Source organism: Streptomyces sp. NPDC001406 (assembly GCF_042895285.1).
Lineage (GTDB): Bacteria > Actinomycetota > Actinomycetes > Streptomycetales > Streptomycetaceae > Streptomyces.
Genome location: NZ_JBIAWG010000012.1, coordinates 270,822 through 293,621, shown reverse-complemented (window position 1 = coordinate 293,621; position 22,800 = coordinate 270,822). Strand labels below are relative to the sequence as shown.

At 70.1% G+C, this 22,800-nt stretch carries 16 protein-coding genes and 2 pseudogenes; 9 read left to right on the top strand and 9 right to left on the bottom strand.

What is annotated here, in order from left to right; genetic code table 11:
• Positions 1-3: 3 nt before the first annotated feature.
• Positions 4-2,022, bottom strand: coding sequence for a cell wall-binding repeat-containing protein (locus tag ACFY1J_RS29100; protein ID WP_390732255.1), 2,019 nt, complete (start codon positions 2,020-2,022; stop codon positions 4-6).
• 337 nt (positions 2,023-2,359) lie between these two features.
• On the opposite strand from ACFY1J_RS29100, the gene ACFY1J_RS29095 reads away from it, so the two are divergent.
• The gene (locus ACFY1J_RS29095; protein WP_390732254.1) at positions 2,360-3,409 is read left to right on the top strand and encodes a chitinase; all 1,050 of its coding nucleotides are present in this window, start codon (positions 2,360-2,362) and stop codon (positions 3,407-3,409) included.
• A 72-nt stretch (positions 3,410-3,481) separates the two neighbouring features.
• Positions 3,482-3,849, top strand: a pseudogene (locus ACFY1J_RS29090) (phosphate ABC transporter ATP-binding protein); the annotation flags it as partial.
• A 48-nt stretch (positions 3,850-3,897) separates the two neighbouring features.
• Here the strand turns inward: ACFY1J_RS29090 and ACFY1J_RS29085 are convergent.
• Both ACFY1J_RS29085 and ACFY1J_RS29080 read right to left on the bottom strand, forming a co-directional pair.
• The gene (locus ACFY1J_RS29085) at positions 3,898-4,692 is read right to left on the bottom strand and encodes a hypothetical protein (protein WP_390732253.1); all 795 of its coding nucleotides are present in this window, start codon (positions 4,690-4,692) and stop codon (positions 3,898-3,900) included.
• A gap of 87 nt (positions 4,693-4,779) precedes the next feature.
• The gene (locus ACFY1J_RS29080; RefSeq protein WP_390708206.1) at positions 4,780-5,412 is read right to left on the bottom strand and encodes an RNA polymerase sigma factor; all 633 of its coding nucleotides are present in this window, start codon (positions 5,410-5,412) and stop codon (positions 4,780-4,782) included.
• A gap of 584 nt (positions 5,413-5,996) precedes the next feature.
• On the opposite strand from ACFY1J_RS29080, the gene ACFY1J_RS29075 reads away from it, so the two are divergent.
• The 5 genes from ACFY1J_RS29075 (at position 5,997) to ACFY1J_RS29055 (ending at position 13,665) form a co-directional block, all read left to right on the top strand.
• Positions 5,997-6,737 (top strand): hypothetical protein, encoded by a 741-nt coding sequence (locus ACFY1J_RS29075; protein ID WP_390732252.1) that lies wholly within the window; start codon positions 5,997-5,999, stop codon positions 6,735-6,737.
• Between the two features lie 14 nt (positions 6,738-6,751).
• Positions 6,752-9,031 (top strand): bifunctional polysaccharide deacetylase/glycosyltransferase family 2 protein, encoded by a 2,280-nt coding sequence (locus ACFY1J_RS29070; protein ID WP_390708204.1) that lies wholly within the window; start codon positions 6,752-6,754, stop codon positions 9,029-9,031.
• Positions 9,032-9,051: 20 nt separating this feature from the next.
• On the top strand, positions 9,052-11,325 hold the full coding sequence (locus ACFY1J_RS29065; RefSeq protein WP_390732251.1) for a transglycosylase domain-containing protein: 2,274 nt from the start codon (positions 9,052-9,054) through the stop codon (positions 11,323-11,325).
• A gap of 96 nt (positions 11,326-11,421) precedes the next feature.
• Positions 11,422-12,366, top strand: coding sequence for an RNA polymerase sigma-70 factor (locus tag ACFY1J_RS29060; protein WP_390708202.1), 945 nt, complete (start codon positions 11,422-11,424; stop codon positions 12,364-12,366).
• Positions 12,367-12,459: 93 nt separating this feature from the next.
• Positions 12,460-13,665 carry an NAD(P)/FAD-dependent oxidoreductase gene (locus tag ACFY1J_RS29055; protein WP_390732250.1) on the top strand — a complete coding sequence of 402 codons (1,206 nt, stop codon included), beginning with the start codon at positions 12,460-12,462 and terminating at the stop codon, positions 13,663-13,665.
• A gap of 66 nt (positions 13,666-13,731) precedes the next feature.
• On the opposite strand, the gene ACFY1J_RS29050 is transcribed toward ACFY1J_RS29055, so the two are convergent.
• The 3 genes from ACFY1J_RS29050 to ACFY1J_RS29040 all read right to left on the bottom strand — a co-directional run bounded on the left by ACFY1J_RS29050 (position 13,732) and on the right by ACFY1J_RS29040 (position 17,364).
• Positions 13,732-14,649 carry a peptidoglycan-binding protein gene (locus tag ACFY1J_RS29050; RefSeq protein WP_390708200.1) on the bottom strand — a complete coding sequence of 306 codons (918 nt, stop codon included), beginning with the start codon at positions 14,647-14,649 and terminating at the stop codon, positions 13,732-13,734.
• A gap of 222 nt (positions 14,650-14,871) precedes the next feature.
• A complete protein-coding gene (locus ACFY1J_RS29045; protein WP_390732249.1) occupies positions 14,872-15,840 on the bottom strand; it encodes an endonuclease/exonuclease/phosphatase family protein in 969 nt (322 codons plus the stop codon).
• A gap of 165 nt (positions 15,841-16,005) precedes the next feature.
• Positions 16,006-17,364, bottom strand: a complete 1,359-nt coding sequence (locus tag ACFY1J_RS29040; RefSeq protein ID WP_390708198.1) for a chaplin — start codon at positions 17,362-17,364, stop codon at positions 16,006-16,008.
• Positions 17,365-17,533: 169 nt separating this feature from the next.
• Between ACFY1J_RS29040 and ACFY1J_RS29035 the strand changes: the two genes are divergently transcribed.
• On the top strand, positions 17,534-18,046 hold the full coding sequence (locus ACFY1J_RS29035; protein ID WP_390732248.1) for a hypothetical protein: 513 nt from the start codon (positions 17,534-17,536) through the stop codon (positions 18,044-18,046).
• A gap of 41 nt (positions 18,047-18,087) precedes the next feature.
• On the opposite strand, the gene ACFY1J_RS29030 is transcribed toward ACFY1J_RS29035, so the two are convergent.
• Positions 18,088-18,417: a hypothetical protein gene (locus tag ACFY1J_RS29030; protein ID WP_390732247.1), complete on the bottom strand. Its 330-nt coding sequence runs from the start codon at positions 18,415-18,417 to the stop codon at positions 18,088-18,090.
• 180 nt (positions 18,418-18,597) lie between these two features.
• On the opposite strand from ACFY1J_RS29030, the gene ACFY1J_RS29025 reads away from it, so the two are divergent.
• A complete protein-coding gene (locus ACFY1J_RS29025) occupies positions 18,598-18,729 on the top strand; it encodes a hypothetical protein (RefSeq protein ID WP_390708195.1) in 132 nt (43 codons plus the stop codon).
• A 233-nt stretch (positions 18,730-18,962) separates the two neighbouring features.
• Here the strand turns inward: ACFY1J_RS29025 and ACFY1J_RS29020 are convergent.
• Together ACFY1J_RS29020 and ACFY1J_RS29015 are read right to left on the bottom strand one after the other, a co-directional pair.
• Positions 18,963-19,388 (bottom strand): annotated as a pseudogene (locus tag ACFY1J_RS29020) (hypothetical protein); the annotation flags it as partial.
• A gap of 198 nt (positions 19,389-19,586) precedes the next feature.
• Positions 19,587-22,637, bottom strand: a complete 3,051-nt coding sequence (locus ACFY1J_RS29015) for an FG-GAP-like repeat-containing protein (protein ID WP_390708194.1) — start codon at positions 22,635-22,637, stop codon at positions 19,587-19,589.
• Positions 22,638-22,800: the final 163 nt, after the last annotated feature.

The window sequence follows — 22,800 nt, the reverse complement described above, 5'->3', positions numbered from 1 at the left end:
CGGCTACTTCGTGGCCGTCACCTGGAGCGGTGCGAGGTTCGGGCTGGGGGTGGAGCCGGTGGTGGGCCCGGACAGGGGCTGGGCGGTGGGGGACACCGGCGCGAGCCCCTTGTAGTACGGCGTGTAGACGTAGTTCGTGCCCACGCCGATGGCCGCGCCGAGCTTGGGGATGAGGGAGGCGTCGACCGACGACGTTCCGCCGAAGACGGCCACGTGGTTCAGGCTCGACGACATCCACATCAGGTAGCGCTTGGTGTCGTACGGCAGCGAGGTGGGGTCGGTCCACAGCAGCGGACCGTAGGTGGTCATCGCCGACGACGCGGAGACACCGCCGCGCCAGCTGTTCGAGGCGGCCACCGCGGCGTCCGACGGCAGCGACCACCAGAACTGGGCGAGCCTGCTGGCGTTGGACTGCGGCGTGCCGCCCGCGACCCGGTAGTAGCGGTACGAGCTGGGCCAGTGCGGCATCTTGCGGGCCTGGTACGCCTTGGCCAGCGCCGACTCGGAGTCGACCCCGACCGTGATGATCTTCGTCGTGCTCGGGCTGAACCTGTCCAGGTAGCCGTAGACCGACGAGGTCATGGTCGACCCCTCGGTCAGCAGGACGACCGCGGTCCCGGAACTGCCCAGGGAACCGGCGGCGGAGCCGGCCGCGAGGGCGTTGTGGTAGTCGGTGCCGGTCGCCAGGAAGATGTACTTCGGCGCGCTGGTGACCGCCTTGGCCACGGCCACCGAGGTGGAGTAGCGCGAGGTGCCGGACAGCCGCTTGGCCACGTATCCGAGCGAGGTCACCTTTGACGCCACCGTGCTGTTGAGGATCGTGCTCCCGCCGATCAGGTAGACCGTCTTGCCCTTCGGCAGCATGCGCTTGAGCTCCGTCTGCACCGAGGAGTCCAGGCCCGTGCCGGAGGTCATCAGCACCGGCCCTCGCTTCTTGCCGGCCAGGGAGGTCGCGGTGGTGGCGTACGCCGAGTCCGACTTACTGATGAGCACGGCCGCGTTGGCGTTCTTCAGGCCGGGCGTGCTCGTAGCGACCGTGTTCCAGGTCCACTTGGACGACGCGATGTTCGTGTCGTAGGAGTCGGAGCCGTAGACACGGGAGATCGCGTTGTTACGGAGCGGCTGCCAGGCGACGTTGGCGCCGTCGGCCGTGGGAACCTGCGTCTCCGTGCCCGTGCCGAGGTCGTGGATCCACACCTGCGGGCCCTGGGGGACGTCCGGATTGCCGGAGACGTAGATGTCGTACGCGATCCGGTCGCCCTGTGGCGACCAGGCGGGACGGTTGTGGTCGGTCGCGTCCGTGGTGAGCTGGGTCAGCCCGGTGCCGTCGGTCTTGACCGTGAAGAGCTGCTTGTGTCCGTCGACCGACCGGGTGAAGGCCACCGACTGGCCGTCGGGGGAGATGCTCGGCTCGCTCGCGTCGTCGGCCACCTTGGTGAACGCGCCGGAACGGCCGTCGTAGATCCAGACGGCCGGGGTGCCGGTGGTGGCGCAACTCGTTCCCGTCCGTACGAAGGCGAGCATGCCGTTCACGGCGCCGCTCGGCTGGGAGTCGCAGCCGTCGACGTCGGTGCCGAACAGGGCCTTGGGCGTGCGGGTGCCGTCGGCCGCGGTCACCCGCAGCCGGCCACCGGCCGTGAAGACGATGTCGCCGCCGCCGTACCAGAAGGTCGGATCGTGCGGATGCCAGCCGCTGCCCGACGGCATGGCGATGCGGTTGCCGATGTCCTCCGAGTCGGCCCATGCCGTGCCGATGTAGTCGCCGTTCACGAACGCGATCTGGCTGCCGTCGGCGGACCAGGCGCCCTGGTTTCCGGACGTGCTGAACGAGGACCACCAGGACCCGTCAGCGTTGATGGAGTGCATCCAGCCGCCGCCGTCGGTGTACAGCAGCTTCCCGTCGGTGGCGGGCCAGCTGCCGGAGTCGGCCGCCGCCGGTCCCGGAACCGTGGCGAGGAGCCCCGCGGCGAGCGCGGTGGCGCCGGTGAGCGCCGCGAGTCTGCGGCGCGTACGCGTGTTCAATGTGCCCCCACAAGTGAATGGACGGCTGCCGGGCCTCTCCCCCGAGGTGAACGGACGGCATCGACGAGCCGTCCGCGCGGCAGCGGCGAAACCTTAGTGCCAGGCCATGACGGGTGTGAAGGCGGGGGCGCCCGATTCCCGGGGCGGGTGAACCGGCGCGACGCGGCGAGGGGTTGCCGGGTCAGTTAATTGTAAAGAACCTTGACAGTCGATTGGTCTAGTCCAACCATGGTCGCTGTTCTCCCGGTCCTTCCACCATCCACGCCTGCTCTTGGCCCCGTTCGCCCTGGGAGCGTCAATGAGACGATCTGGCCGCCTTTGTACCCTGTTGTCCGGTGTGACCGTAACTGCCCTGTCGACCGCGCTGGTTGCCCTCGGGGGAGGCGGCGCACAGGCGTCGTCGCCGCTGTCCTCGCACCTGCCCCCGCACGCCGCCAGGCCCATGCCCGCACATGTCGCCGCGCCCTACTTCGAGGCATGGACCGGTGAGAGCCCGGCCGCGCTCGCCGCCGAGTCCGGCAACAAGTACCTCACGATGGCCTTCCTCCAGACGGCCGCGGCGGGTTCGTGCACCCCGTACTGGAACGGCGACACGGCTCAGCCGATCGCCGAGGCGAGCTTCGGGAGCGACATCGCGGCCATCCAGGCCCGCGGCGGCAACGTCATCCCGTCCTTCGGCGGATACAGCGCCGACACCACCGGCACCGAACTGGCCGACAGCTGCACCAGCGTCGACGCCATCGCCGCGGTGTACGAAAGCCTCGTCAAGACCTACGGCATCACGCGCATCGACCTCGACATCGAGGCCGACTCCATCGAGAACACCGCCGCGATCGACCGCCGCAACAAGGCCGTCGCCAAGGCCGAGCGCTGGGCCGAACGCACCGGCCACCGGCTCCAGTTCTCCTACACCCTGCCGACCACGGCCACCGGACTCGCCCCGAGCGGAGTGGCCCTGCTGCGCAACGCCATCGACAACGGCGCCCGGGTGGACGTCGTCAACATCATGACCTTCGACTACTGGGACGGCGCCACCCACGACATGGCGGCCGACACCGTGAGCGCCGCCACCGGCCTGTACCACCAACTGGCCGCGCTCCACCCGAAGAAGAGCCCGGCGCGGCTGTGGGGCACGGTCGGTGTCACCGAGATGCCCGGCATCGACGACTACGGCCCCGAGGAGACCTTCACCACCCAGGACGCGGTAGCGGTCGAGAAGTGGGCCGTCGCCCGGGGCATCGACACCCTCTCCTTCTGGGCGCTCCAGCGCGACAACGGCGGCTGTGTCGGCACTGCCGGCGCCAACTCCTGCTCCGGAATCGCCCAGGACACCTGGTACTTCAGCCACACCTTCGAGCCGTTCACCCGCGGCGGCGCCGGCCACTGACGGCCGGGCCCCCGGCCCCTGCCGGACCGCCCTGTGATGGTCGAGCACGCTGTTGCGCTGGATGTACGGGGCAACCAGTGCGACAGCCGTGCCCCGGCCATGACCGCTGCACTCTCCGGCGGCCAGCAGCAACGCCTGTGCATCGCCCGCTCCCTGGCCGTACGCCCAAGGTCCTGCTGATGGACGAGCCCTGCTCCGCCCTGGACCCGACCTCCACGCTCCGCATCGAGCAGACGATCCGCGAGCTGGCCCACGAGGTGACGATCGTGATCGTCACCCACAACATGCAGCAGGCCGCGCGCATCTCCGACCAGTGCGCGTTCTTCCTGGCCGAACAGGGCACCCCGGGCGCCATCGTGGAACACGGCTCGACGTCCATGATGTTCTCCACCCCGTCCGATCCGCGCACGGCGGACTATGTGGAGGGCCGCTTCGGCTGAGCCGCGCGGGGCGGGCGGGGAGCTACTTGTCGGGGGCGGGCGGGGGCGCTACTTGTGCTTCCCGCTGCCCTTGCCGCTGCTCGTCTGGCCGTTGCCGGTCGCGCTGTCCGTGCCGCCGGAGTTGTTGCCGGAGGTGCCGGTGTTGCCCGTCGTGCCGTTGCCGGAGTTCGCGGCACCCTCGTGCGACTTGCCGGTGCCCGTCGTCCTGCCGGGCGTGGCCGTCGCCCGCGCCAACTGCTCGGCGCAGTACGAGGCGACCTTGGACTTGCCGCCGGCGGCCTCGATGAGCTGCTTCCAGGCCGTCGCGTCCAGGACCTGGCCACGATCCTCGACCTGCTCATAGGCCCGGCAATGCGCTTCGGTGTCCTTGGCGGTGGCGGGGCGGCCCGCCTTCCCGGGGCCACCGGAGGACCCGGACGAGGCCGCGCCTCCCGGCCGGTCCGGGGCGACCGCCGACGGGTGCGCGGTCCCGCGGCCGTCGGCACCGTCCGTGGACGAGCCGACGGAGCCGATGGCCGCGACCGCGACACCGCCCAGGGTGAGACTGGCGAACACCGCGCCGAACGTGATCCTCAGGGGGCGCCGGGCACGCCGTGCCTCGGGCAGCCGCCAGTCGTCCCGGCGGCGGGTACGGGCCCGGTGCGCGCCCTCTGCGTGGGCGGCCCGGAAGGCGGCCAGGGCGCGCTGCTCGGCCTCGGGCTTGAGGTCGTCCGCGCGTATGGCGGCGGCCAGCACCGCTTCCAGCGTGGCGGAGTCGTATGCGTCCCACGGTTCGGAGACGGCGCCGCCGGGGTGCACACGTCGGCGGCCCGGAACTCCGTCGCCGCTCAGCCGTTCACCCATGTGCGTTTCCGTTCCTGTCCGACAGGTCTCGATCGTTCGGCGGACCGGGCCTGATGCCTGTCCGCTCGCCCGCTGTCGCCTTCGTTGTCATTTCGACTTCCCCAGCGTCCAGGTGGCCTCATCCGTCACACCCTCCTCCGCCTCGCCGCCGACGCCCAGCTGCTGGGCGAGGCGTTTGAGGCCGCGGTGGGCGGCGGTGCGCACCGCTCCCGGGCGCTTGCCGAGCACGCGTGCGCTGGCGGGACCGTCCAGACCGACGACGACCCGCAGGAGAACGGCCTCGGCCTGGTCCCGCGGCAGCCCCTGGACCAGTTCGAGGGCCCACTCGGTGGAGAGGGATTCCAGGGCCTGCTCGGATGTGCTGTGCGGACCCGGCAGGTCGAGTACGTCCTGTTCGGTACCGCCCGACCGGGGCCGTACCCGCTGCCGCCGCAGATGGTCCAGCGCGCGGTGCCGGGCGATCGTCGCGGTCCAGCCGCGGAACCCGGCGCCGTCGCCCTTGAAGCGTCCGATGTCGCGGGATATCTCCAGCCAGGCGTCGGAGGCCACGTCCTCGGCGTCGTCGCCGACAATGCCGCGCAGATAGCCGAGCAGGCCCGGCTGCACGATCCGGTAGACGACCGTGAAAGCGGTCTCGTCACCGTCCTGGGCCCGCGCGACTGCAACGCTCAGTTCCCCGTCGCGCGACTGTACGCGGCGGGGTTGCCGTACCTGGCCCAAGGCTGTCCTCGTTCGCACCGGTCCGTAGCGATTCCGTACCATCCGCCGTGCTCCGGTCGCACGACGGCTCCATGATGACCAGCGTCTGTCGTCACGGAAGTGTCACAACGCATCAGGAGTTCTTCGCTTTCTCATCAGTGCAGCGCCGTCCCGGCCGACCGGCACTGCCCCGGCCATGTGACGCCTCGCGCAGGCCGTGCGCTGGGTGAGTGCCGGGTTCGGTACCCGCGCACGCCGAGGGCGACCAGCCGCTGGATGGGTGGCACGAAACACTGCCCCTCGGCCTCTCCCGGCGCCGCTCGCCTCTCCCCCCGTGAACGGCGCCGAGAGGGACGGAGCGGCCGGGGCCTCGCCCACTGCACGGGGGCCCGGCCGCTCCGCGCACGATGCGCGTCCTGGTCGACCACGGTGGTGCAGTGGTGAAGTCGCCGTTGACTTGCGGCGTTTGTGTCTGAATTGCACGTATCGCGCGACCTTTCATCTCATTTGTCCTTTCTGTGCGGTCGAGGTGTAACACTTCCGGCCGAGCGCGCTCTTTCCATGCGGACGACCATGCCGGTCGGCCAGGACAGGGGGCACGACCCGTGCATTGGACGGACGAAAGCGGGGCAGCGTACGGCGAAGATCCGTACGGCGGCGCCGGATACGCGTATGCCCCCGGTCACCGGGGCAGCGGCGGCACCGTCACCGACACGGCCATGCTCCCCTCGTACCCGGTGCAGTCCGGGCAGTGGTCGCACCCGACGGATCGCTTCCGGACGACGGGACCGGCCCCCCTCGTCACGGCAGTGTGGGACGCCCCCCACGGTGACGTCTTCACCGCGACACCTCCGGATTTCGGCATGCCCGGCCACCCCGTTCCGGAACCGGCCGCACCGGAGAGCGAGCCGGCGCGGCCGGTCTTCGTCGACTCCTCGGGGCGCCGCCAGCGCCGCGTGCTCCGCGCCGCCCGGCTGCTGGTGATCCCCGCCGGCGGATACGTCGCCCTGCTGATCAGCGCGCTGCTGGGCGGCCCCAGCATCAGCTCTCCGTTCGTCCCGCAGCCGGACTCCGCGCACCGGACCACCCCCCACGCCACCGCAACCGACTCCGCGTCCGGCACCGGACACTCCGAGGAGCGCACGACTCCCGCCGCGGCGCAGAAGACCCGCCCTGCGGCGCGGCAGACCCCCGCCTCCGCCGATGGGTCGACGGCCTCCACCGTGCCCGCGGCCACGTCCGGGCCCACCCGGATCACCTCCCCGTCCCCCGCCTCGACCGCTCCCGCCGCAACCCCCGCCTCCAAGGGACGCGCCCTCGGCACGTCCCACAAGCCCGTGAAGTGATCCAAGGCCCCGACGTGACCGACCGCCGACGCCGCAACGCTCCTGCCCGCCGCCGCAGCCGCACCCGCCAGATCACACCCCGCGCCCACTGGCTGCTGCTGAGCGTGCTCGTGGTGACTCTGTCGACGGCCCTTCTGCTGCAGGGTTACACCCACCACATGTTCGGAATCACGTCGGACAGCGTGACCGGCCAACGAGGCCGGAACGAGGCGGTGCCCAGCAGGGTGACCCACGGCGGTCCCGTGATCGCGAACGCCGCCACCTCCGCGCACACCGCACGGCTGAAGGCCGACACCGTGGCCCTCACCTTCGACGACGGCCCCGACCCCGTCTGGACTCCGCGCATCCTGGACGTGCTGCGCCGCAACCATGTGCACGCGACCTTCTTCGTCGTCGGCACGGAGGTCGTGGACCACCCGGAGCTGGTCCGCCGGATGGTCGCCGAGGGCCACCAGATCGGCATCCACACGTTCACGCATCCCGACCTGGCCCGGCTCGCCCCGTGGCAGCGCTCGCTGGAACTGCGCGAGACGCAGCTGGCGGTGGCCGGTGCCGCGGGCGTCACCACCGCGCTGTTGAGACCGCCGTACTCCTCGAAGAACGGCGCGCTGGACGACGCAGACTGGTCCGTCCTCCAGCAGGCCGACGAAGCGGGCTACGTCACGGTGCTCTCCACCCAGGACGCCGAGGACTGGCAGCGTCCCGGAGCGGACCGCATCCTCGCCAACGCGACCCCGCACGGCCACGCCGGGCAGGTCGTGCTGATGCACGACGGCGGCGGTGACCGAGCGCAGACCGTCGCGGCGCTCAGTGCCCTGATCCCACGGCTCAAGGCACACGGCTTCCGGTTCGCGACGGTCGGTGCCGCGGTCGGCATGGCCGGACCTGTCCAGCCCGCCGGGCTCGGTGAACATCTTCAGGGAATTGCTCTCATCAAGGCGCTGCAGGCCGGCGACTGGGCCGTATGGCTGCTGGGCGTGCTGATGTACGCGGCCGGGGCGCTCAGTGTGCTGCGCGCGGCGGTCGTGCTGTTCGCGGCCCGCCGGCACCGGCGGCTGCGGGCCAAGGGCCGCGGCGGGTCCTGGGGACCGCCGGTGACCGAGCCGGTCAGTGTCATCGTCCCCGCCTACAACGAGAGCGCCGGGATCGAGGCAGCCGTGCGCTCCCTGCTCGCCTCGGACCATCCGGTCGAGATCATCGTGGTCGACGACGGTTCGACCGACGGCACCGCCGACCTGGTGGAGTCGCTCCGCCTGCCGGTGCGGGTGATCCGGCAGCGGAACGCGGGCAAGCCCGCCGCGCTCAACACCGGGCTCGCCGCCGCCTCCTTCGACCTGGTGGTCATGGTCGACGGCGACACCGTCTTCGAACGCGACACCGTCCGCACGATCGTGCAGCCCTTCGCCGACGCCCGTGTGGGCGCCGTCTCGGGAAATGCCAAGGTCGTCAACCGCGGCGGCCTGCTGGGCCGTTGGCAGCACATCGAGTACGTGGTCGGGTTCAACCTCGACCGCCGCCTGTTCGACCTCGCCGAATGCATGCCGACCGTACCCGGCGCCGTAGGCGCGTTCCGCCGCCGGGCACTCCTCGGGCTCGGCGGCGTCAGCGACGTCACCCTCGCCGAGGACACCGACCTCACGATGGCGCTGTGCCGCGCCGGCTGGCGCGTGGTGTACGAGGAGGACGCGAGGGCCTGGACCGAGGCACCCGCGACCCTGAACGCCCTGTGGCGGCAGCGATACCGCTGGTGCTACGGCACCCTGCAGGCGATGTGGAAGCACCGCGGCGCGCTCGTGCAGCGCGGCGCCGCCGGCAAACTGGGCCGCCGGGGCCTGGTCTATCTACTGCTCTTCCAGGTTCTGGTGCCGCTTCTCGCACCCGCCGTGGACGTCTTCGCCCTGTACGGCCTGGTCTTCCTCGACCCGGTCCGGATCATCGGGCTGTGGCTCGCCTTCCTGCTGCTGCAACTGCTGATGGGGTTGTACGCGTTCCGCATGGACGGAGAACGCCCGGGGCCGCTGTGGAGCCTGCCGTTGCAGCAGTTCGTCTACCGCCAACTGATGTACCTCGTGGTGATCCAGTCCGTCTTCACCGCCGTGTCCGGCTCACGGCTGAGATGGCAGCGCATGGAGCGGTACGGCAGCCTGCGGGCGCCGGCGGCCACAGAGGCCCCTTCGCCTCCGGCGCCGTACGCCGACTCCGCCTATCCGGCGCCGTACGCCGACTCCGCGTATCCGGCGCCGTACACCTCCCATCCGCAGCCCGCACCGCACGACGCCACCCAGTGGTACTGAAGGGACAGTGATCCGAGCCCATGAGCGGACACCGGCGACGACCGCCGCAGCGCTCCACCGCCGGCCTCCGTGCCGCGGGTGAGCAGGCGACGTCACGCGGCGCCCGGAGGAGGCCACCGCAGAAGAAACGTTGGCTCGACTACCCGCGCCGCGGCAAGCAGGGCCCGCGCCGCTGGCTGCCGTCGTGGCGCCAAGTGCTGGCGCTCTTCCTGCTCTTCTTCGGCAGCACCGCTGCGCTCGTCGGCTATGCCTACGCCACGGTCACCATCCCCGACCCCAACCCCACGACGCTGCTGCAGAACAACGTCTACTACTGGTCGGACGGTACGGTCCTGGCGACCGACGGCAGCGTCAACCGCCAGAACGTCACCCTCGCGCAGGTACCCGCGGCGGTGCAGTGGGACTTCATCGCCGCGGAGAACGCCTCCTTCTACACCGACCCGGGCATCGATCCGCAGGGCATCCTGCGCGCCGTCGTCCACATGGCCGGGGGCGGCTCCGTGCAGTCCGGATCGACGATCACCCAGCAGTTCGTGAAGAACACCTACCTGGATCAGTCGCAGACGGTCTCGCGCAAGTTCAAGGAGCTGCTGATCTCGACCAAGATCGGCGCCTCCATGACCAAGGAGCAGATCCTCCAGGGGTATCTGAACAGCTGCTTCTTCGGCCGTCAGGCCAACGGCGTGCAGGCCGCGGCCCGCGCGTACTACAACCTTCCGGTGGAGAAGCTCGACGTGAGCCAGGGAGCCTTCCTCGCCGCGGCGGTCAACGAGCCGAGCCTCTTCCAGCACGTGGACTCCGACCCCGCGGCGAAACGGCAGGCGGTGGCGCGCTGGTCCTGGGTGCTCGACCGGATGGTGGACACCGGCAAGCTGACAGCGGCGCAGCGGGCCAAGTACGCCGCCGCCGGATTCCCGATGCCGAGGAAGTGGGCGCCGGGCGCGGGGCTCACCGGCCAGACCGGCTATCTGGTCCAGCTGGCCAGGGCGTATGTCCAGCAGCACGACCCGACCGTCACCGACGGCAGCCTGAGCCGGGGCGGCTACCAGATCCACACCACCTTCGACCGGAAGAAGACGGCGGCACTGGAACGCTCCGTCGCACGGACCCGCCGGGAACGCCTCGACCCCACCCACCGATCGGTCGACCGGGACGTCCAGGTGGGAGCCGCGTCGGTGGAACCCAGAACCGGCAAGATCCTCGCCGTCTACGGCGGCCCCGGCTTCGACCACTCCCACTTCTCGGACAACGCCGACACCTCCGGCGTCCCGGTGGGCTCGACGTTCAAGCCCGTCGTCCTCGCCGCCGCACTCCAGCACGGAGCCGTACTGCGACCCGGCAAGCCCCCGGAGCCGATCACCCCGGCCAGCAGGTTCAACGGCGACGACGGCATCAAGATCAAGGACCAGCAGGGCAACTACGTCACCGACGACAAGGACCCCACCGGCCTGCTCCACCAGCGCAACGACACCCGCGACCGCTGGGGCTACATCACCTTGCGCAAGGCGATGGAGCAGTCGGTCAACACGCCGTACGTGCAACTGGGAGAGGACGTCGGCCCCGAGAACGTGGCGAGCACGGCCCAGGCCCTGGGCCTGCGTCCGGGCAGCCTCGCCGCCCCCAGCGCCGGCTTCTACATCGGCACCTCGACACCGAGCGCCATTCGCATGGCGGGCGTCTACGCGACCTTCGCCGCCTCCGGTGAGCAGGCCACCCCGTACTCGGTGACCAAGGTGACCCACAACGGCTCCGTCCGGCCCGGCTTCACGGCCCCCGCCCCCGCACGGGCCCTGCCCAAGGCGATCGCCGACAACGTGACCGACGTACTCCGGGGCGTCATAGCCCGGGGCACCGGCACCCGGGCCCAGGCCCTCGGCAGGACCGCGGCGGGCAAGACCGGAACCACCGACGACTACCGCTCAGCCTGGTTCATCGGCTACACCCCCCAGCTCGCCACCTCCGTCGTCCTCTTCCGAGAGGACCCGAAGCACCCGCAACTGCTGTCCATGGCGGGCGTCGGCGGCCTGGAGAAGGTGTTCGGCGGGGACATCCCCACCTCGATCTGGACCCAGTACATGCGCGACGCCCTCACCGGCCTGCCCGACACCCCCTTCCCCGTGCCCGCCTCCCTCGGCCGCGGCGCCGACGAGCCCGGCGCCGCCAAGCCGTCCCCGTCCACACCCCACGACAAACGGGGCGCCAAGAACGGCGGCAAGCAGGGAACCCCCACGGCCGGCTCCACTCCGGGCGCCCCGACACCAGGTCCCAAGTGCCATGGCCACAGGTGCCGTTGACACAGGCGGCCGACAGACAGAGATGGGCGTGCCGCAGTCCGGCGCGGGGCCGCAATCCAGCGGCCGACGCGCATCGCGCGGGCTAGGATCCGGGCCATGGCCCTGACCATGAACGACGTGGACCGGTTCGAGGCCTCCAGGCCCCGCCTGGAGGCCATCGCCTACCGTCTCCTCGGCTCCGCGAGCGAGGCCGAGGACGCCGTGCAGGAGACGTTCCTGCGCTGGCAGGGCGCCGACGTCGACCGCATCGAGGTCCCCGAGGCCTGGCTGACGAAGGTGCTCACCAACCTGTGCCTCAACCAGCTCACCTCGGCCCGCGCGCGGCGCGAGACCTATGTGGGCCAGTGGCTCCCCGAGCCGCTGCTCGCCGGGGACCCGATGCTCGGCCCGGCCGACACCGCCGAACAGCGCGAGTCGGTCTCGTACGCGGTCCTCGCCCTGCTGGAGCGCCTGACCCCGGGCGAGCGGGCGGTGTACGTGCTGCGGGAGGCCTTCGACTACCCGCACCGGGAGATCGCCGCGATCCTCGACGTCACCGAGGCCGCCAGCCAGCAGATCTTCCACCGTGCCAAGAAGCATGTCGCGGAGGGCAGGGCCCGCACCGAGATCGACGAGGCCGCCGCCCGGCGGATCATCGACGAGTTCCTCGCGGCCGCCACCAGCGGCCGGACCGAGCCGCTCGTACGGCTGCTCACCCAGGACGCCGTCTCCATCGGCGACGGCGGCGGGAAGGTCCCGGCCCGCGCCAAGGCGTTCGAGGGCGCCCTCGCGGTCGCCAAGTTCCTGCGGGGCCTGTTCAAGCCCAGCAAGGCCAAGCGCGACCTGGCCGGCGGATCGCCCGAGGTCTACGCCACGACCGCCAACGGCGACCCCGCCGTAGTGGCGGTCCTCGACGGCCGGGTCATCGGCGTCATGTGCCTGGAGATCACCCCCGAGGGCATCGCCGGGTTCCGCAACCAGGTCAACCCCGACAAGCTCGAACGCGCGACCAGGCGCTGGGCGGCCGCCGACCACGGCGAACCCCTGCTCAACGCCTTCTGACCCCGATGTGAGGTGCTTCACACCACGTACCTGTCAGGAAACGGCGGACCGCCCGGTTCAAGAGGCGAATCCGCCCACGACAGGAGCACGGACATGCAGCACCGCATCATCGTCCTCGGAGCCGGGTACACCGGAGCCATCGCCGCCGGGCGCCTCGCCAAGCGGCTGCACCGCGAAGACGTCGCCATCACCCTCGTCAACGCCGAGCCCGACTTCGTCGAGCGCGTCCGGATGCACCAGCTCGCCACCGGCCAGGACCTCAAGCCCCGGCCCTTCAGCGAGATGTTCGCGGACACGGGGGTCGAACTGAGGCTGGCGAAGGTCACCGGCGTCGACGCCGACCGCAGGACCGTCGCCGTCAGCGACGCGAACGGCACCGAGGAACTGGAGTACGACACCCTCGTGTACGCCCTCGGCAGCGGCTGGAACGACCAGGCCGTTGCCGGCACCGCCGAGCACGCCCACGAGATCGCCGGCCGCCCCGGAGCGCTCCGGCTGCGCGAGCGCCTGGCCCGGCTGGACGCCGGACAGCCCGTGGTCGTGGTCGGCGGCGGCCTCACCGGCCTGGAGGCCGCGACCGAGATCGCCGAGGCCCGCCCGGACCTCGATGTCGCCCTCGCCGCCCGCGGCGGCCTGGGCGACTGGCTCTCGCCCAAGGGCCGCCGGCACCTGCGGAAGGTCTTCGACCGGCTCGGCATCACCGTGCACGAGCACGCCGCCGTCACCACGGTCGGGGCCGACCGCGTCACCACCGCCGACGGCACGTCCGTCCCGGCCGCGGTCACCGTGTGGACCACCGGCTTCGCCGTCCACCCGATCGCCAGGGCCACCACCCTGGAGGTCACCGACACCGGCCGGATCGTGGTGGACCGGACGATGCGCTCGGTCTCGCACCCGGACGTGTACGCCATCGGCGACGCGGCGCTGGTGGCGGGCCCCGGCGACAAGCCGCTGCGGATGTCGTGCGCCTCGGGCGTGCCCACCGCGTGGCAGGCCGCCGACGCCATCGCGGCGCGGCTGACCGGCGGAAAGCTCCCGAACGTGCCGCTGCGCTACTTCAACCAGTGCATCTCGCTGGGACGCAAGGAAGGCCTGATCCAGTACGTCACCGCCGACGACCGCGCCGTCCGGGCGGCCCTGACCGGACGGCTCGCCGCCGTCTACAAGGAGCTGGTCTGCAAGGGCGCGGCCTGGGGCGTCGCCAACCCGACGGTCCTGCCGACCCGGCGCCGCCGCGTCGTACGGCAGCCGGCCCAGGCGGTCGCGACGGCTGAGGCGACGGCCGAGGCAACGGCCTGACACGCACGGCGGAACCCCTTCACACCGACGCCGGAACTCCGTCAGGCGTCAGGAGAACAGCAGGCGTCAGGAGAACAGCAGACGCCAGGTCAGCGGTCCGGGCCGGCCGTCGGCGTCACCGCGCAGTTCCTTGCGCGACTTCTGGAAGTCCCGCACGTTCAGCCGGTCCGCCTCGCTCCAGTGTCTGCTCGGGCCGACCTTGTAGTGGTCGCCGAAGCCACGCTTGACCAACTGCCGCCCGAGCTGCAGGACGTAGTCGTTCGAGGCCCCGTCCACGAAGTACTTGCGTCCCGGGAACACGGGGATCTTCGGCTTGGGGGGCGTGCTCGGCGCCGGGCCGTCGTCGTCCAGATCCAGGTCGGCCTTCGCGTGCTCGACCAGCAGGGAGAAGTCGATCGCTCCCGGGTCGCCGTGGTCGTTCTCGGGCACGTGCATGTGCCCGCAGACGCCCTTGAAGCCCGTCCACTGCGCGCCCGTCAGCCGCTGCCCGCCGCCCTTCCCGAACGACGTGGGGTAGGCGGGCCACGCCTTCGGACCGGACAGCGGCACGCCGTGTTCCTCGTGCATCCAGGCCAGGAAGCGGGCGACCTGCTGCAGGGCCCAGTCGGGCGCGTCCGGCCAGTGGATGTGAGACTGGCCGGCGCCCTGCCACTTCGAGTGGGTCTTCGGATCACACGTACCGACCAGCTCGACCTGACACACGTTCAGGGTGTTCGTCTCGACGCCGCCCCGCAGATTGACCAGCGCCCGGGAGGAGGTCTCGATGTCGAAGTGCTGATACCACTTCAGCTTCTTGCCGGCGAGATCGGGGACCGCCGTCAGGTTCGGCGCGGTGGAGCCGCCGTCGTAACCGGGCAGCCCGGTGCTCTCCGTCGTGTGCAGGACGACGACGTTGACCTCCATCGGGTCCCCACCGAAGTCGTCCTGATACCAGTTCGCCCGGCTGGCGCCGGGGTAACGCTGGGGTCCCGTCTTGGTGCTCATCACAGACTCCTGAGGTGAGTGTGTCGAGACGGGGCGGTCTTTCATCGATGAGCACGCCGAATCGCATCGCGTGTCCGTGACGTGAGTTCAATGGCGGGCCACCCCCGTTGCTCCGCTGCGGGCCGAGTGCTGTCCGCGTCGGCCCACAGCGATAATCCCGCGAAATGCGCCTTTCGCGCAGCCCTTTGCGGCAAGCAGGGGTTGCCCGTGGTCGGTCAGCGGCTACGACACCGACAGCCGCGCCTTCGGCACGCGCAGCGTGGCGACGACGCCGGCATGGTCGGAGGGCCACAGCCCCGACGGCGTACGGTCGCTCTGCTCGTTCCCGACCAGGTGGATGTTCCTCACCTCGAAGTCCCCGCGGAACAGGACCAGATCAATGCGCAGACTCAAGGCGGAGACCGGATTCCTCAGGTCGGGCGCCTGACAGCAGGTGAAGCCGGGATCGCCGGGGTGCGCCGCGCGCCAGGCATCGGTGAACCCCGAGTCGATCAGGAACTGATACGTCGGATAGGTCGGGTTCTGCGGATCATTGGCGGCCGTGTTGAAGTCACCGGCGAACACCACCGGAAGATCGGTGTCCGCCGCACTCGCGACGAGGTCCTGAGCCTGCGCTCGCTGGACGGCGAACGGCGGCAGCGGCTCCAAGTGCGTGGTGACGAACCGGAACGTGCGGCCGTCGACCGTGGCGTCGACCGACGCCCAGCCGTTCCGGCTGGTGATCGAGCCGACCGGCGACTGGAGCACATGCTGGGCGGCGTACGTCTGCACCTGCAGGTTCGACACCTTGACGTGCCGGGACGGACTGACCCGGGCGAGGATCACGTTGCGCACGGAGAGGCGTACGTCGAAGCCGAGCGTGCTCGGGGCCTCGACATCGTCCTCGGGCACGATCGCCACCGCCTCGTAATGCCGGCCGAGCCGGTCGAGCGCGGCGAGGAGCGCCTTGAGCTGGTCCGACCGCACGTCCGTCGCGGGCGGAGCCCCCGTGCGCACGATGTCGGCCTCTTGCAGGGCGACGAGATCGGGCTCGTTCCGGGCGACTTCGCGGGCCACGGCGGCGGCGCGCTCACTCGGTTGTGACGCCAGGATGTTCTGGTAGGTCAGCGTCACCGCGGCAAAGAACTGCTGCGGCGTCCGCGCGGCGGCAAGGGCAGAGAAATCACTGCCCACATACATGTTCTGAGTCATGAAGCGGACACTGGCACTGCCGCCCCCACCCCCACCCCCACCCCGAAATCCGCCCCTGCCCGCGAGTGCCACGGCATCGCTCGGCAACACGACAACACCGAGAAGCACACTCACCAGAAGTGCGTTGACGGCGCGAGAAAGCCAATGCATCGGATCGAACCCTCTCTAGCGGTTGGCGCAGGTGTTGCCCGCCGCCGGGTTGAGCACTCCGACGACGTTCACGGTGTTGCCGCAGGCGTTCACCGGGATGTCCAGCGGAACCTGTACGACGTTGCCGGACAGCAGACCGGGCGAACCCGTAGCGGTGCCCACGGCCCCACTCTCGCTGTTGACGGTCAGGGTCGCGGCGGCCGGAAGATCCAGACCAACCGTGGTGATCGCGTCGGGACCGTTGACGTAGGTTCCCGCCTTGTCGGCGGTGACATTCACGGTGACCGTGCAGGACTTCTCACCGGCGGCCAGGTCACCACCGGCCAGAGCAACGGAGGAGCCCCCCGCGGTCGCGGAGACCGTGCCGTTCCCACAGTTCGTCGACGCGTTCGCGTTCGCGGCCACCGTCACCCCGGCGGGCAGGCTGTCGGAGAAGCCGAAGTCGTTCTTCGCCGCCAGTTCACTGGTGTTGGTCACCGTCATGGTGAGCGTCGAGGTGCCGCCCTGGTCGATCGTGGCGGGACCGAACGCCTTGTCCAGCTGCGGGGTGGCATCCAGGATCCGAATGTTGTCGAACGCGTGGTCATTACCGAACGCGTGGCCCTGCCCATTGAGCATCTTGATGCCCAACTCGGTACCGCTGAACAGCACGGCTCGGTCCCCGGCGAACGACCCGGCCATGAGCCCGCTCATTCCCCCGGAATAGGGCTTGGCTCTGGCATCGGTACAGGGATCGATGGGAGTGGTGAAGGTCGGGATATCCGGACCGCTGCCCGTGAGGTAGAACTTCAGCAGTGGATCCTCGTAACGGCAATTGTCCGCCGCCACGTCCACCGCGAAGGTGATATACCGATTCGGCTTCGCGCTCGGGATCGGGATCGGCTGCTCGGTCCGGAACTCCACCCGGTCGACGCCGGGATCCACAGTGTCGCTGTACGCCGACACCGCGTGGTTGGCCGGCGGATTCGTCCCACCGACCTGACCCAGCGCATCGGTCATGTCCTTCAGATACGACACCCACCGGCAACCGGGCTGATCAGCACCGGCACGGCTGAGGACGATGCCATTGCACTGCCCGTGGTCGAGCCACGGCGGGTCGGCCGTGTAGGTCTCGTTCAGCGGCGGAGCCCCGACGTACTTTTCCAAAAATACCGGGCTGTCACCCGCCTTTTCAAAGTCCTCGACGAACACAGTGACCGGGGCTTGCGGAACCCCAGGAGTACCCGGAGCCTGGCCCTGGACCTGAACCTGGCCCAGGGCCTGGGCTCGTGCTTGAGCCGCGTGCGAAGCACCAGCAATAGCAAGTGCCACCAAGGAAACAGAAGCGGCGGCGCGCGCCCACCAGGAAGACTTCACTGCGGAAATCACTGCCACCTCTTTTTCCCATGAGCAGGTCGCGCACATTCAAGCACGCACCCCAAAAGAAAAATGGCCGGCGAACTCGACGATCACATCTTTCACCGCGTTGGTCGAACCGAACCAACGCCGAGCCGCGCTGGCCCTCTTCTGGCCGCGCGCGTAACGGGCATGTAACACTGCGTATATGGGGGACAGCAGCTTAGGGGTGGCCGGCCTCACCGCGGCGACGGCGATTGTCGCCAGCGTGGTCGCCACCTGGAGCGCCCGTTCGCAGGCCCGGACCGAGGCCAGGACTCGTAGGGCGGAGGCGACGAACCAGCGCCGACGGGAGTCCTATCGCGCGATGACCAGGTGCGTCAGTGGGTTCTCCAAGGTTCTCTGGCGCATGGCTCAGGTCGATCAGGAGGCGGACGACGCCATCCGTCGTGGCCTGGTGGACAGCATCCGAAGTGATGCGCGCACGGCCCTGGACGACGTGGAGGAGGCTACGCGGGGCGTTGAGATCGATGGCCCTGAGGAGGTCTCCAAGGCGGCGTCGGAGCTGTGCTTCAGAGCGGTTCTGGCACACCACGCGCTGTCCGCGTTGACCGATGGCCGAGATCCGCTCAGGGCCGAATACGACCAGGCATACCGTGAGTACCGGCGATGTGAGGATCGATTCCTCAGGTTGGCCCGCGTGACTCTGGGGGAGAGGTGATCGTCGCCGTCGAACGCATGGCCCGTAACGGAGCTTCGCGGTCAGAGCGGCGGTTCTTCGCAGTACCCCTCGGTGGTGTTGGGGTCGGTGAGCCAAGCTGAACGGCCATCGTGCGGCAGATCGGAATCGCAGAACAGGAACGGGTTCTGCTGGCCTACCAAGCCCGAAGAGTCCTCGCCCCATGCGTCGAGGGCGTCGATGGCTAGTCCAGCGGGTGTGAAGTCGTACGACGTCGGCCGGCGCGTCGCCACCCGTAACAGCGCGGGCGTCTGGAAGCTGGGACCGCTGCAGACCTGGCGCACCGGCACCACGGCCACCTCCGCGGTCTTCGGCAAAGCGGGCAGCCCCGTGAAGCCGGTTCCCGGACTCACCTATCGCTTCTACGTCCGCGCTCACGACGACGCCGGCCAGACCGGCTCCTGGAGCAGGGCGGCGACCAGCGGCATCCCGCTCGACGACCGTGCGGCGACACTGCACTACACCGGCACCTGGAAGTCGGCCGCGGCCGGACGCCGGCAGGCACCGTCAAGCCGAACGGCGCGAAGATCGACGTGCCGACCGCCGACTTCTGGTACCTGCACAAGGGCAAGGTCGAGAAGTTCAACTGCTTCGTCGGCTACACGAAGATGTACTCCGACATGGGCGTGAACATCGACTGGGCCTCGGCGGTCAACAAGCACTGAGAATGGAGCGGGTGACGAGAGGCGCCCGGTCGCCGGGCGCCTTGGCGGACCGAACTCACCCCCTGCGAAAGGAACTTGTAGCCGCTCCAGCCGCTTGCGATCTGTGTCCGCGGACCGAACGAGCCCTTTCCGTCCCCGCTGTTGCGCCACACCTTGCCACTGGTGTCGCGGGAGACCAGGTCCGGCCTGCCGTCGCCCGTGATGTCGCCGACCCCGACGACCGCGTTGTACGAGCCGCCCCGGTTCGACAGCACCTTGACGCGGGCCGCGAACGTGCCGTCGCCCTTGCCGTCGTAGCGGTAGACGTTGTTGGACGTGTCCAGCCCTTCCAGTTGTCGTAGAGCTTGACGCCGGAGGCGAGCTTGCCGTCGCTCGTCCCCTTGTAGAGGTGGACCGCTCCGGTGGACGAGTTCCTGGCGATCAGGTCCGGTCGTCCGTCGCCGCTCACGTCGCCGGGCGAGGTGAGCGCGTTGGACTGCGTCCAGCCGCTGGTCGCGAGGGTCGTGTACGAGGTCGACGGCTTGACCGCCGCCCCGCAGCCCGGCTTGTACAGCCGCAGCGCGCCGCTGCTGTAGCGGACGAGGACGTCGTTGCAGCGGTCGCCGCTGAGGTCGCCGCTGAGGTCGCCGAAGGGGATCGCCATGATGGTCGTGGGCCATCCGGTGCCCGTGTACTTGTCGCCGAACCTGCCCGTCCCCGTGCCGCTGTGGAAGGTCAGCCCGCCCGAGGAGTTCAGGGTGAGCAGGTCGCCGCGGCCGTCCGGGCCGTCGGGGCTGACGAAGTCGCGGCGCACCGCGGCTCCGCGCCGCGCCTCTGGTGATCGGTGCCGTCCTTCGGACGCGACCTGCCGCGGGCGGTCAGTACAGGGCCTTGTAGCCCTGCCACCCAGCGGCGATCCCGGTGCGAGGACCGAAGGAGCCCTTGCCGTCGCCGTTGTTGCGCCACAGCTTGCCGGAGGTGTCGCGGGAGACGATGTCCGCCCTCCCGTCCCCGGTGACGTCACCGGCGCCCACCACGACGTTGTAGGAAGCACCCCAGTTGTCGGCCACCTCGACCCGCGCCCTGAAGCCGCCGGTCGCTGTGCCCGCGTACCGCCACAGCTTGTTCGACGTGTCCTGCGCCAGCAGGTCTCCGTACCCGTCACCGTTGAGGTCGCCGACGCCGACGATCTTCCTGTAACCGGACCACTTGGAGAAGATCTTCACCCGTGCCGAGAGCTTTCCGCTGCCTGTGGCCTTGTACAGGTAGATGTCACCGGTGGACGCCTGGCGGGCGATCAGGTCCGCCCGGCCGTCACCGGTGATGTCGCCCGGTGAGGTCAGCACGTTGTACTGGTTCCAGCCCGACGTCCCCAGTGTGGTGTACGGCGTGTATGTCGTCAGGGCTTTGCCGCACCCCGGGCGGTACGCCCGCAGCGCACCGCTGCTGAACCGCACGAGCACGTCATTGCAGCGGTCACCGTTCAGGTCTCCGAACGGCACCACCGTGATCGAGGCCGGCCATCCCGAAGCCGAGGTCTTCGTCGAGAACTTCCCTGCGCCGTCGCCCCGATGGAAGGAGAGTGCACCCTGGGAGGTGAGCGTGAGCAGGTCACCGATGCCGTCGGACCCGACATGGTCGCGTCTCACCGCGGCACCACCGGTCAGCTTCAGCGTGCCGGACGCCGTCGCCGACGCACCGTGCCCGTCGGCCGGGGCCGCCGTCAGCGTCCAGCTGTACGTGCCGTTCGGCACATACGCGCCCGTCGACGTCCTGCCGTTCCAGGACGTACGGACCGCGTCGTGAGCGGCGCCACCGGACAGTGTGCGCACGGTGGCCCCGGTCGCCTTGTTCCTGAGCACCAGCGTCCACGACGCGGCCGGCTTCGACAGCCACCACGTGCCGTCCCACGAGGACGACGAGTTCACCAGGCTGACCGAAGGTTCCGTCCGCGCTCCCAGGACCGCGATGTCCGTGGCGGGGACGCCACTGCGTAGGACGTGGATGTCCTGGGAGGCCGGGTCCACATAGCCGACCAGGCCGGTGTGCGGATCGACGTCCCACTTTCCGGCCTTGTCCGCCAGGGTCCGGCTCACCGCGGAGCCGCTCGTGACGTCCGTGAGGGTCAGCGCTCCGGACCTGGAGTCACGCGTGACCAGGAAGCCGTCGCCCAGGTGCGTCTCTCCGCCGGCGGGCACGGCGATGAGCGTCTTCCTGCGGGTGTCGTACACGAAGGCCTTCCGCACGCTGCCCTGGGGAAGATCGCACGAGCCGGACCAGTACACCCAGCGTCCCACCGCCTGGAAGTCGCCCACATCGCAGCCGCTGCCGCTGCCGAGCACCCGGAACGACGTGATCGTGTTTCCCGAACGCACTTCCGTGGCCGAGACAGTGCCGTCCGCGGCCGCCGCCCACAGCGTTTCCCCCCACAGGGCGGAGGGGACCGCACCGGCGGCGCCCGTACGGGTGAGCACGACCTTCCGTGTGTCCAGATCCGCCACCACCAGACCGTCTCCCGCGGGCGAGGGTCCACGCCAGGCCGCATACCGGCCCGCGACGTCCACGAGGCCGTGGTTGTCCTGGAGGCCGGAGGTCACCACGGTGCCGGGAAGGGACTGACCCCGGTCCAGGACGGAGACCTCCCCGGCCGTGTTCCGGATGACCGCCCGGCCGTCACCCGTACCCATCAAGTCGGGACAGCGCCCGAAGTCCCCGGCCATGACCCCGCACCGCTGGGTCGCTCCCCGGTCCGTGCGCGTGCCCGCCGTCAGAGCCTCCGCCGTGGCCAGCGAGCGGCTGTACAGGTGCGTCGCCCCGTCGCCGGACTCGTAGGTCATCAGCTCACCGCCGCTCAGATCGAGCGACTCGATCCCCATGGGCACGGCCGCAAGGTCCACGATCCGGCGGACCCGGGGCAGACCGTCGCCGCCCGCCTGGACCTTGGCGATGCCGTAGTCCAGAGCGGATTCCCCGCCGGCGAGGACGAGCCCGCCGTCGGGGGTCACGACGGCAGCGGGATCCGCCCGCTTGAACAGGGGCAGTTCCGCGGAGCCGTCGAAGGGCAGCGCTGACACACTCCAGACGGAGGAGCCGCTGCGCCGCGCGACGACGAGCGCGTCACCGACGACGCCGAGGATCTTGTTGTCGGAGGTGTGGGGGAACACGACCTCGTGAGTGGGCGCGTCGTAGGCACCCTGGGCGTACACCCGCACCCGGGACGTGCCGTACCAGCTGACCAGGTGGTCGGACCCCACCACGGTGTCCTGGTTCGCCACCGGTGGAGGCAGGATCGTGGCAGCACCGGTCTCCGTATCCACCCAGGCATACTGGAGGACCCGGTCCGGGCCGTAGTAGTCGACGAGGATGCCGGAGGCGGAGCCCGTGGGGTAGAAGGGGAAGACCGTCCCGTCCGGGAGCCCGGTCACGGGCTTCTGCACCGTGCTGCCGTTCTCGTTGTGCAGCAGGAACAGCCGAGTTCGTTCCCCACCTGTCGACGTGCTGGTCAGGACAGTACGTCCGTACGTCTGCAGATAGCTCTGGCCCGCCGGGACGGCCACGGTCTCCGTCGTACCGGTTCCCATGTCCCGGAGCAGGACCTGCCCACCACTGCTCCGGGACGGGCGAAGGGCGACGACGTCCGAACCGGTGCCGTACGCACCCGCGGTGCGCGGCCCGAGTCCCTCGCCACCTTCCACCGGCTTTCGGCTGCCGTCGTAGCCGGTCCACCAGAGGCCGGAACCCTCGGCGGTGGAGCGGTACTCGAGGAAGCCGGAAGCCCCCACGCTCTGCAGATACGCCATGCGCGGAGCCGTGCGCATGGTGGCCGGAACGATGATCTCCGTTGCGGTATCCGCGTGCGCGGGCGCCGCCGGCGGCACGGCGGACACGGAGAGCGCCAACCCGATGAGCGTGACAAGGGAGCCACGCATGAAGGTACGACGAGTCACTTGCTTCCCCTCCCCCGGCGGAGGGCCCCATCCCCCCGAACAAGCGCGCGGATACTAGCACTTGTTCAAGACGGATGTCCTTGCCGAGCCGGTCGGCCGGCCGGCCCGAGCGCGAAACGAACAAAAGCCCATGTTCTATGACGTC

What these genes read in the sequence shown, in the direction of transcription:
- ACFY1J_RS29085 (WP_390732253.1), bottom strand. Translation starts at nt 4,692, where the DNA reads ATGGGTGAACGGCTGAGCGGCGACGGAGTTCCGGGCCGCCGACGTGTG.
- ACFY1J_RS29065 (WP_390732251.1), top strand. Translation starts at nt 9,052, where the DNA reads ATGAGCGGACACCGGCGACGACCGCCGCAGCGCTCCACCGCCGGCCTC.
- ACFY1J_RS29060 (WP_390708202.1), top strand. Translation starts at nt 11,422, where the DNA reads ATGGCCCTGACCATGAACGACGTGGACCGGTTCGAGGCCTCCAGGCCC.
- ACFY1J_RS29055 (WP_390732250.1), top strand. Translation starts at nt 12,460, where the DNA reads ATGCAGCACCGCATCATCGTCCTCGGAGCCGGGTACACCGGAGCCATC.
- ACFY1J_RS29050 (WP_390708200.1), bottom strand. Translation starts at nt 14,649, where the DNA reads ATGAGCACCAAGACGGGACCCCAGCGTTACCCCGGCGCCAGCCGGGCG.
- ACFY1J_RS29045 (WP_390732249.1), bottom strand. Translation starts at nt 15,840, where the DNA reads ATGACTCAGAACATGTATGTGGGCAGTGATTTCTCTGCCCTTGCCGCC.
- ACFY1J_RS29035 (WP_390732248.1), top strand. Translation starts at nt 17,534, where the DNA reads ATGGGGGACAGCAGCTTAGGGGTGGCCGGCCTCACCGCGGCGACGGCG.
- ACFY1J_RS29015 (WP_390708194.1), bottom strand. Translation starts at nt 22,637, where the DNA reads ATGCGTGGCTCCCTTGTCACGCTCATCGGGTTGGCGCTCTCCGTGTCC.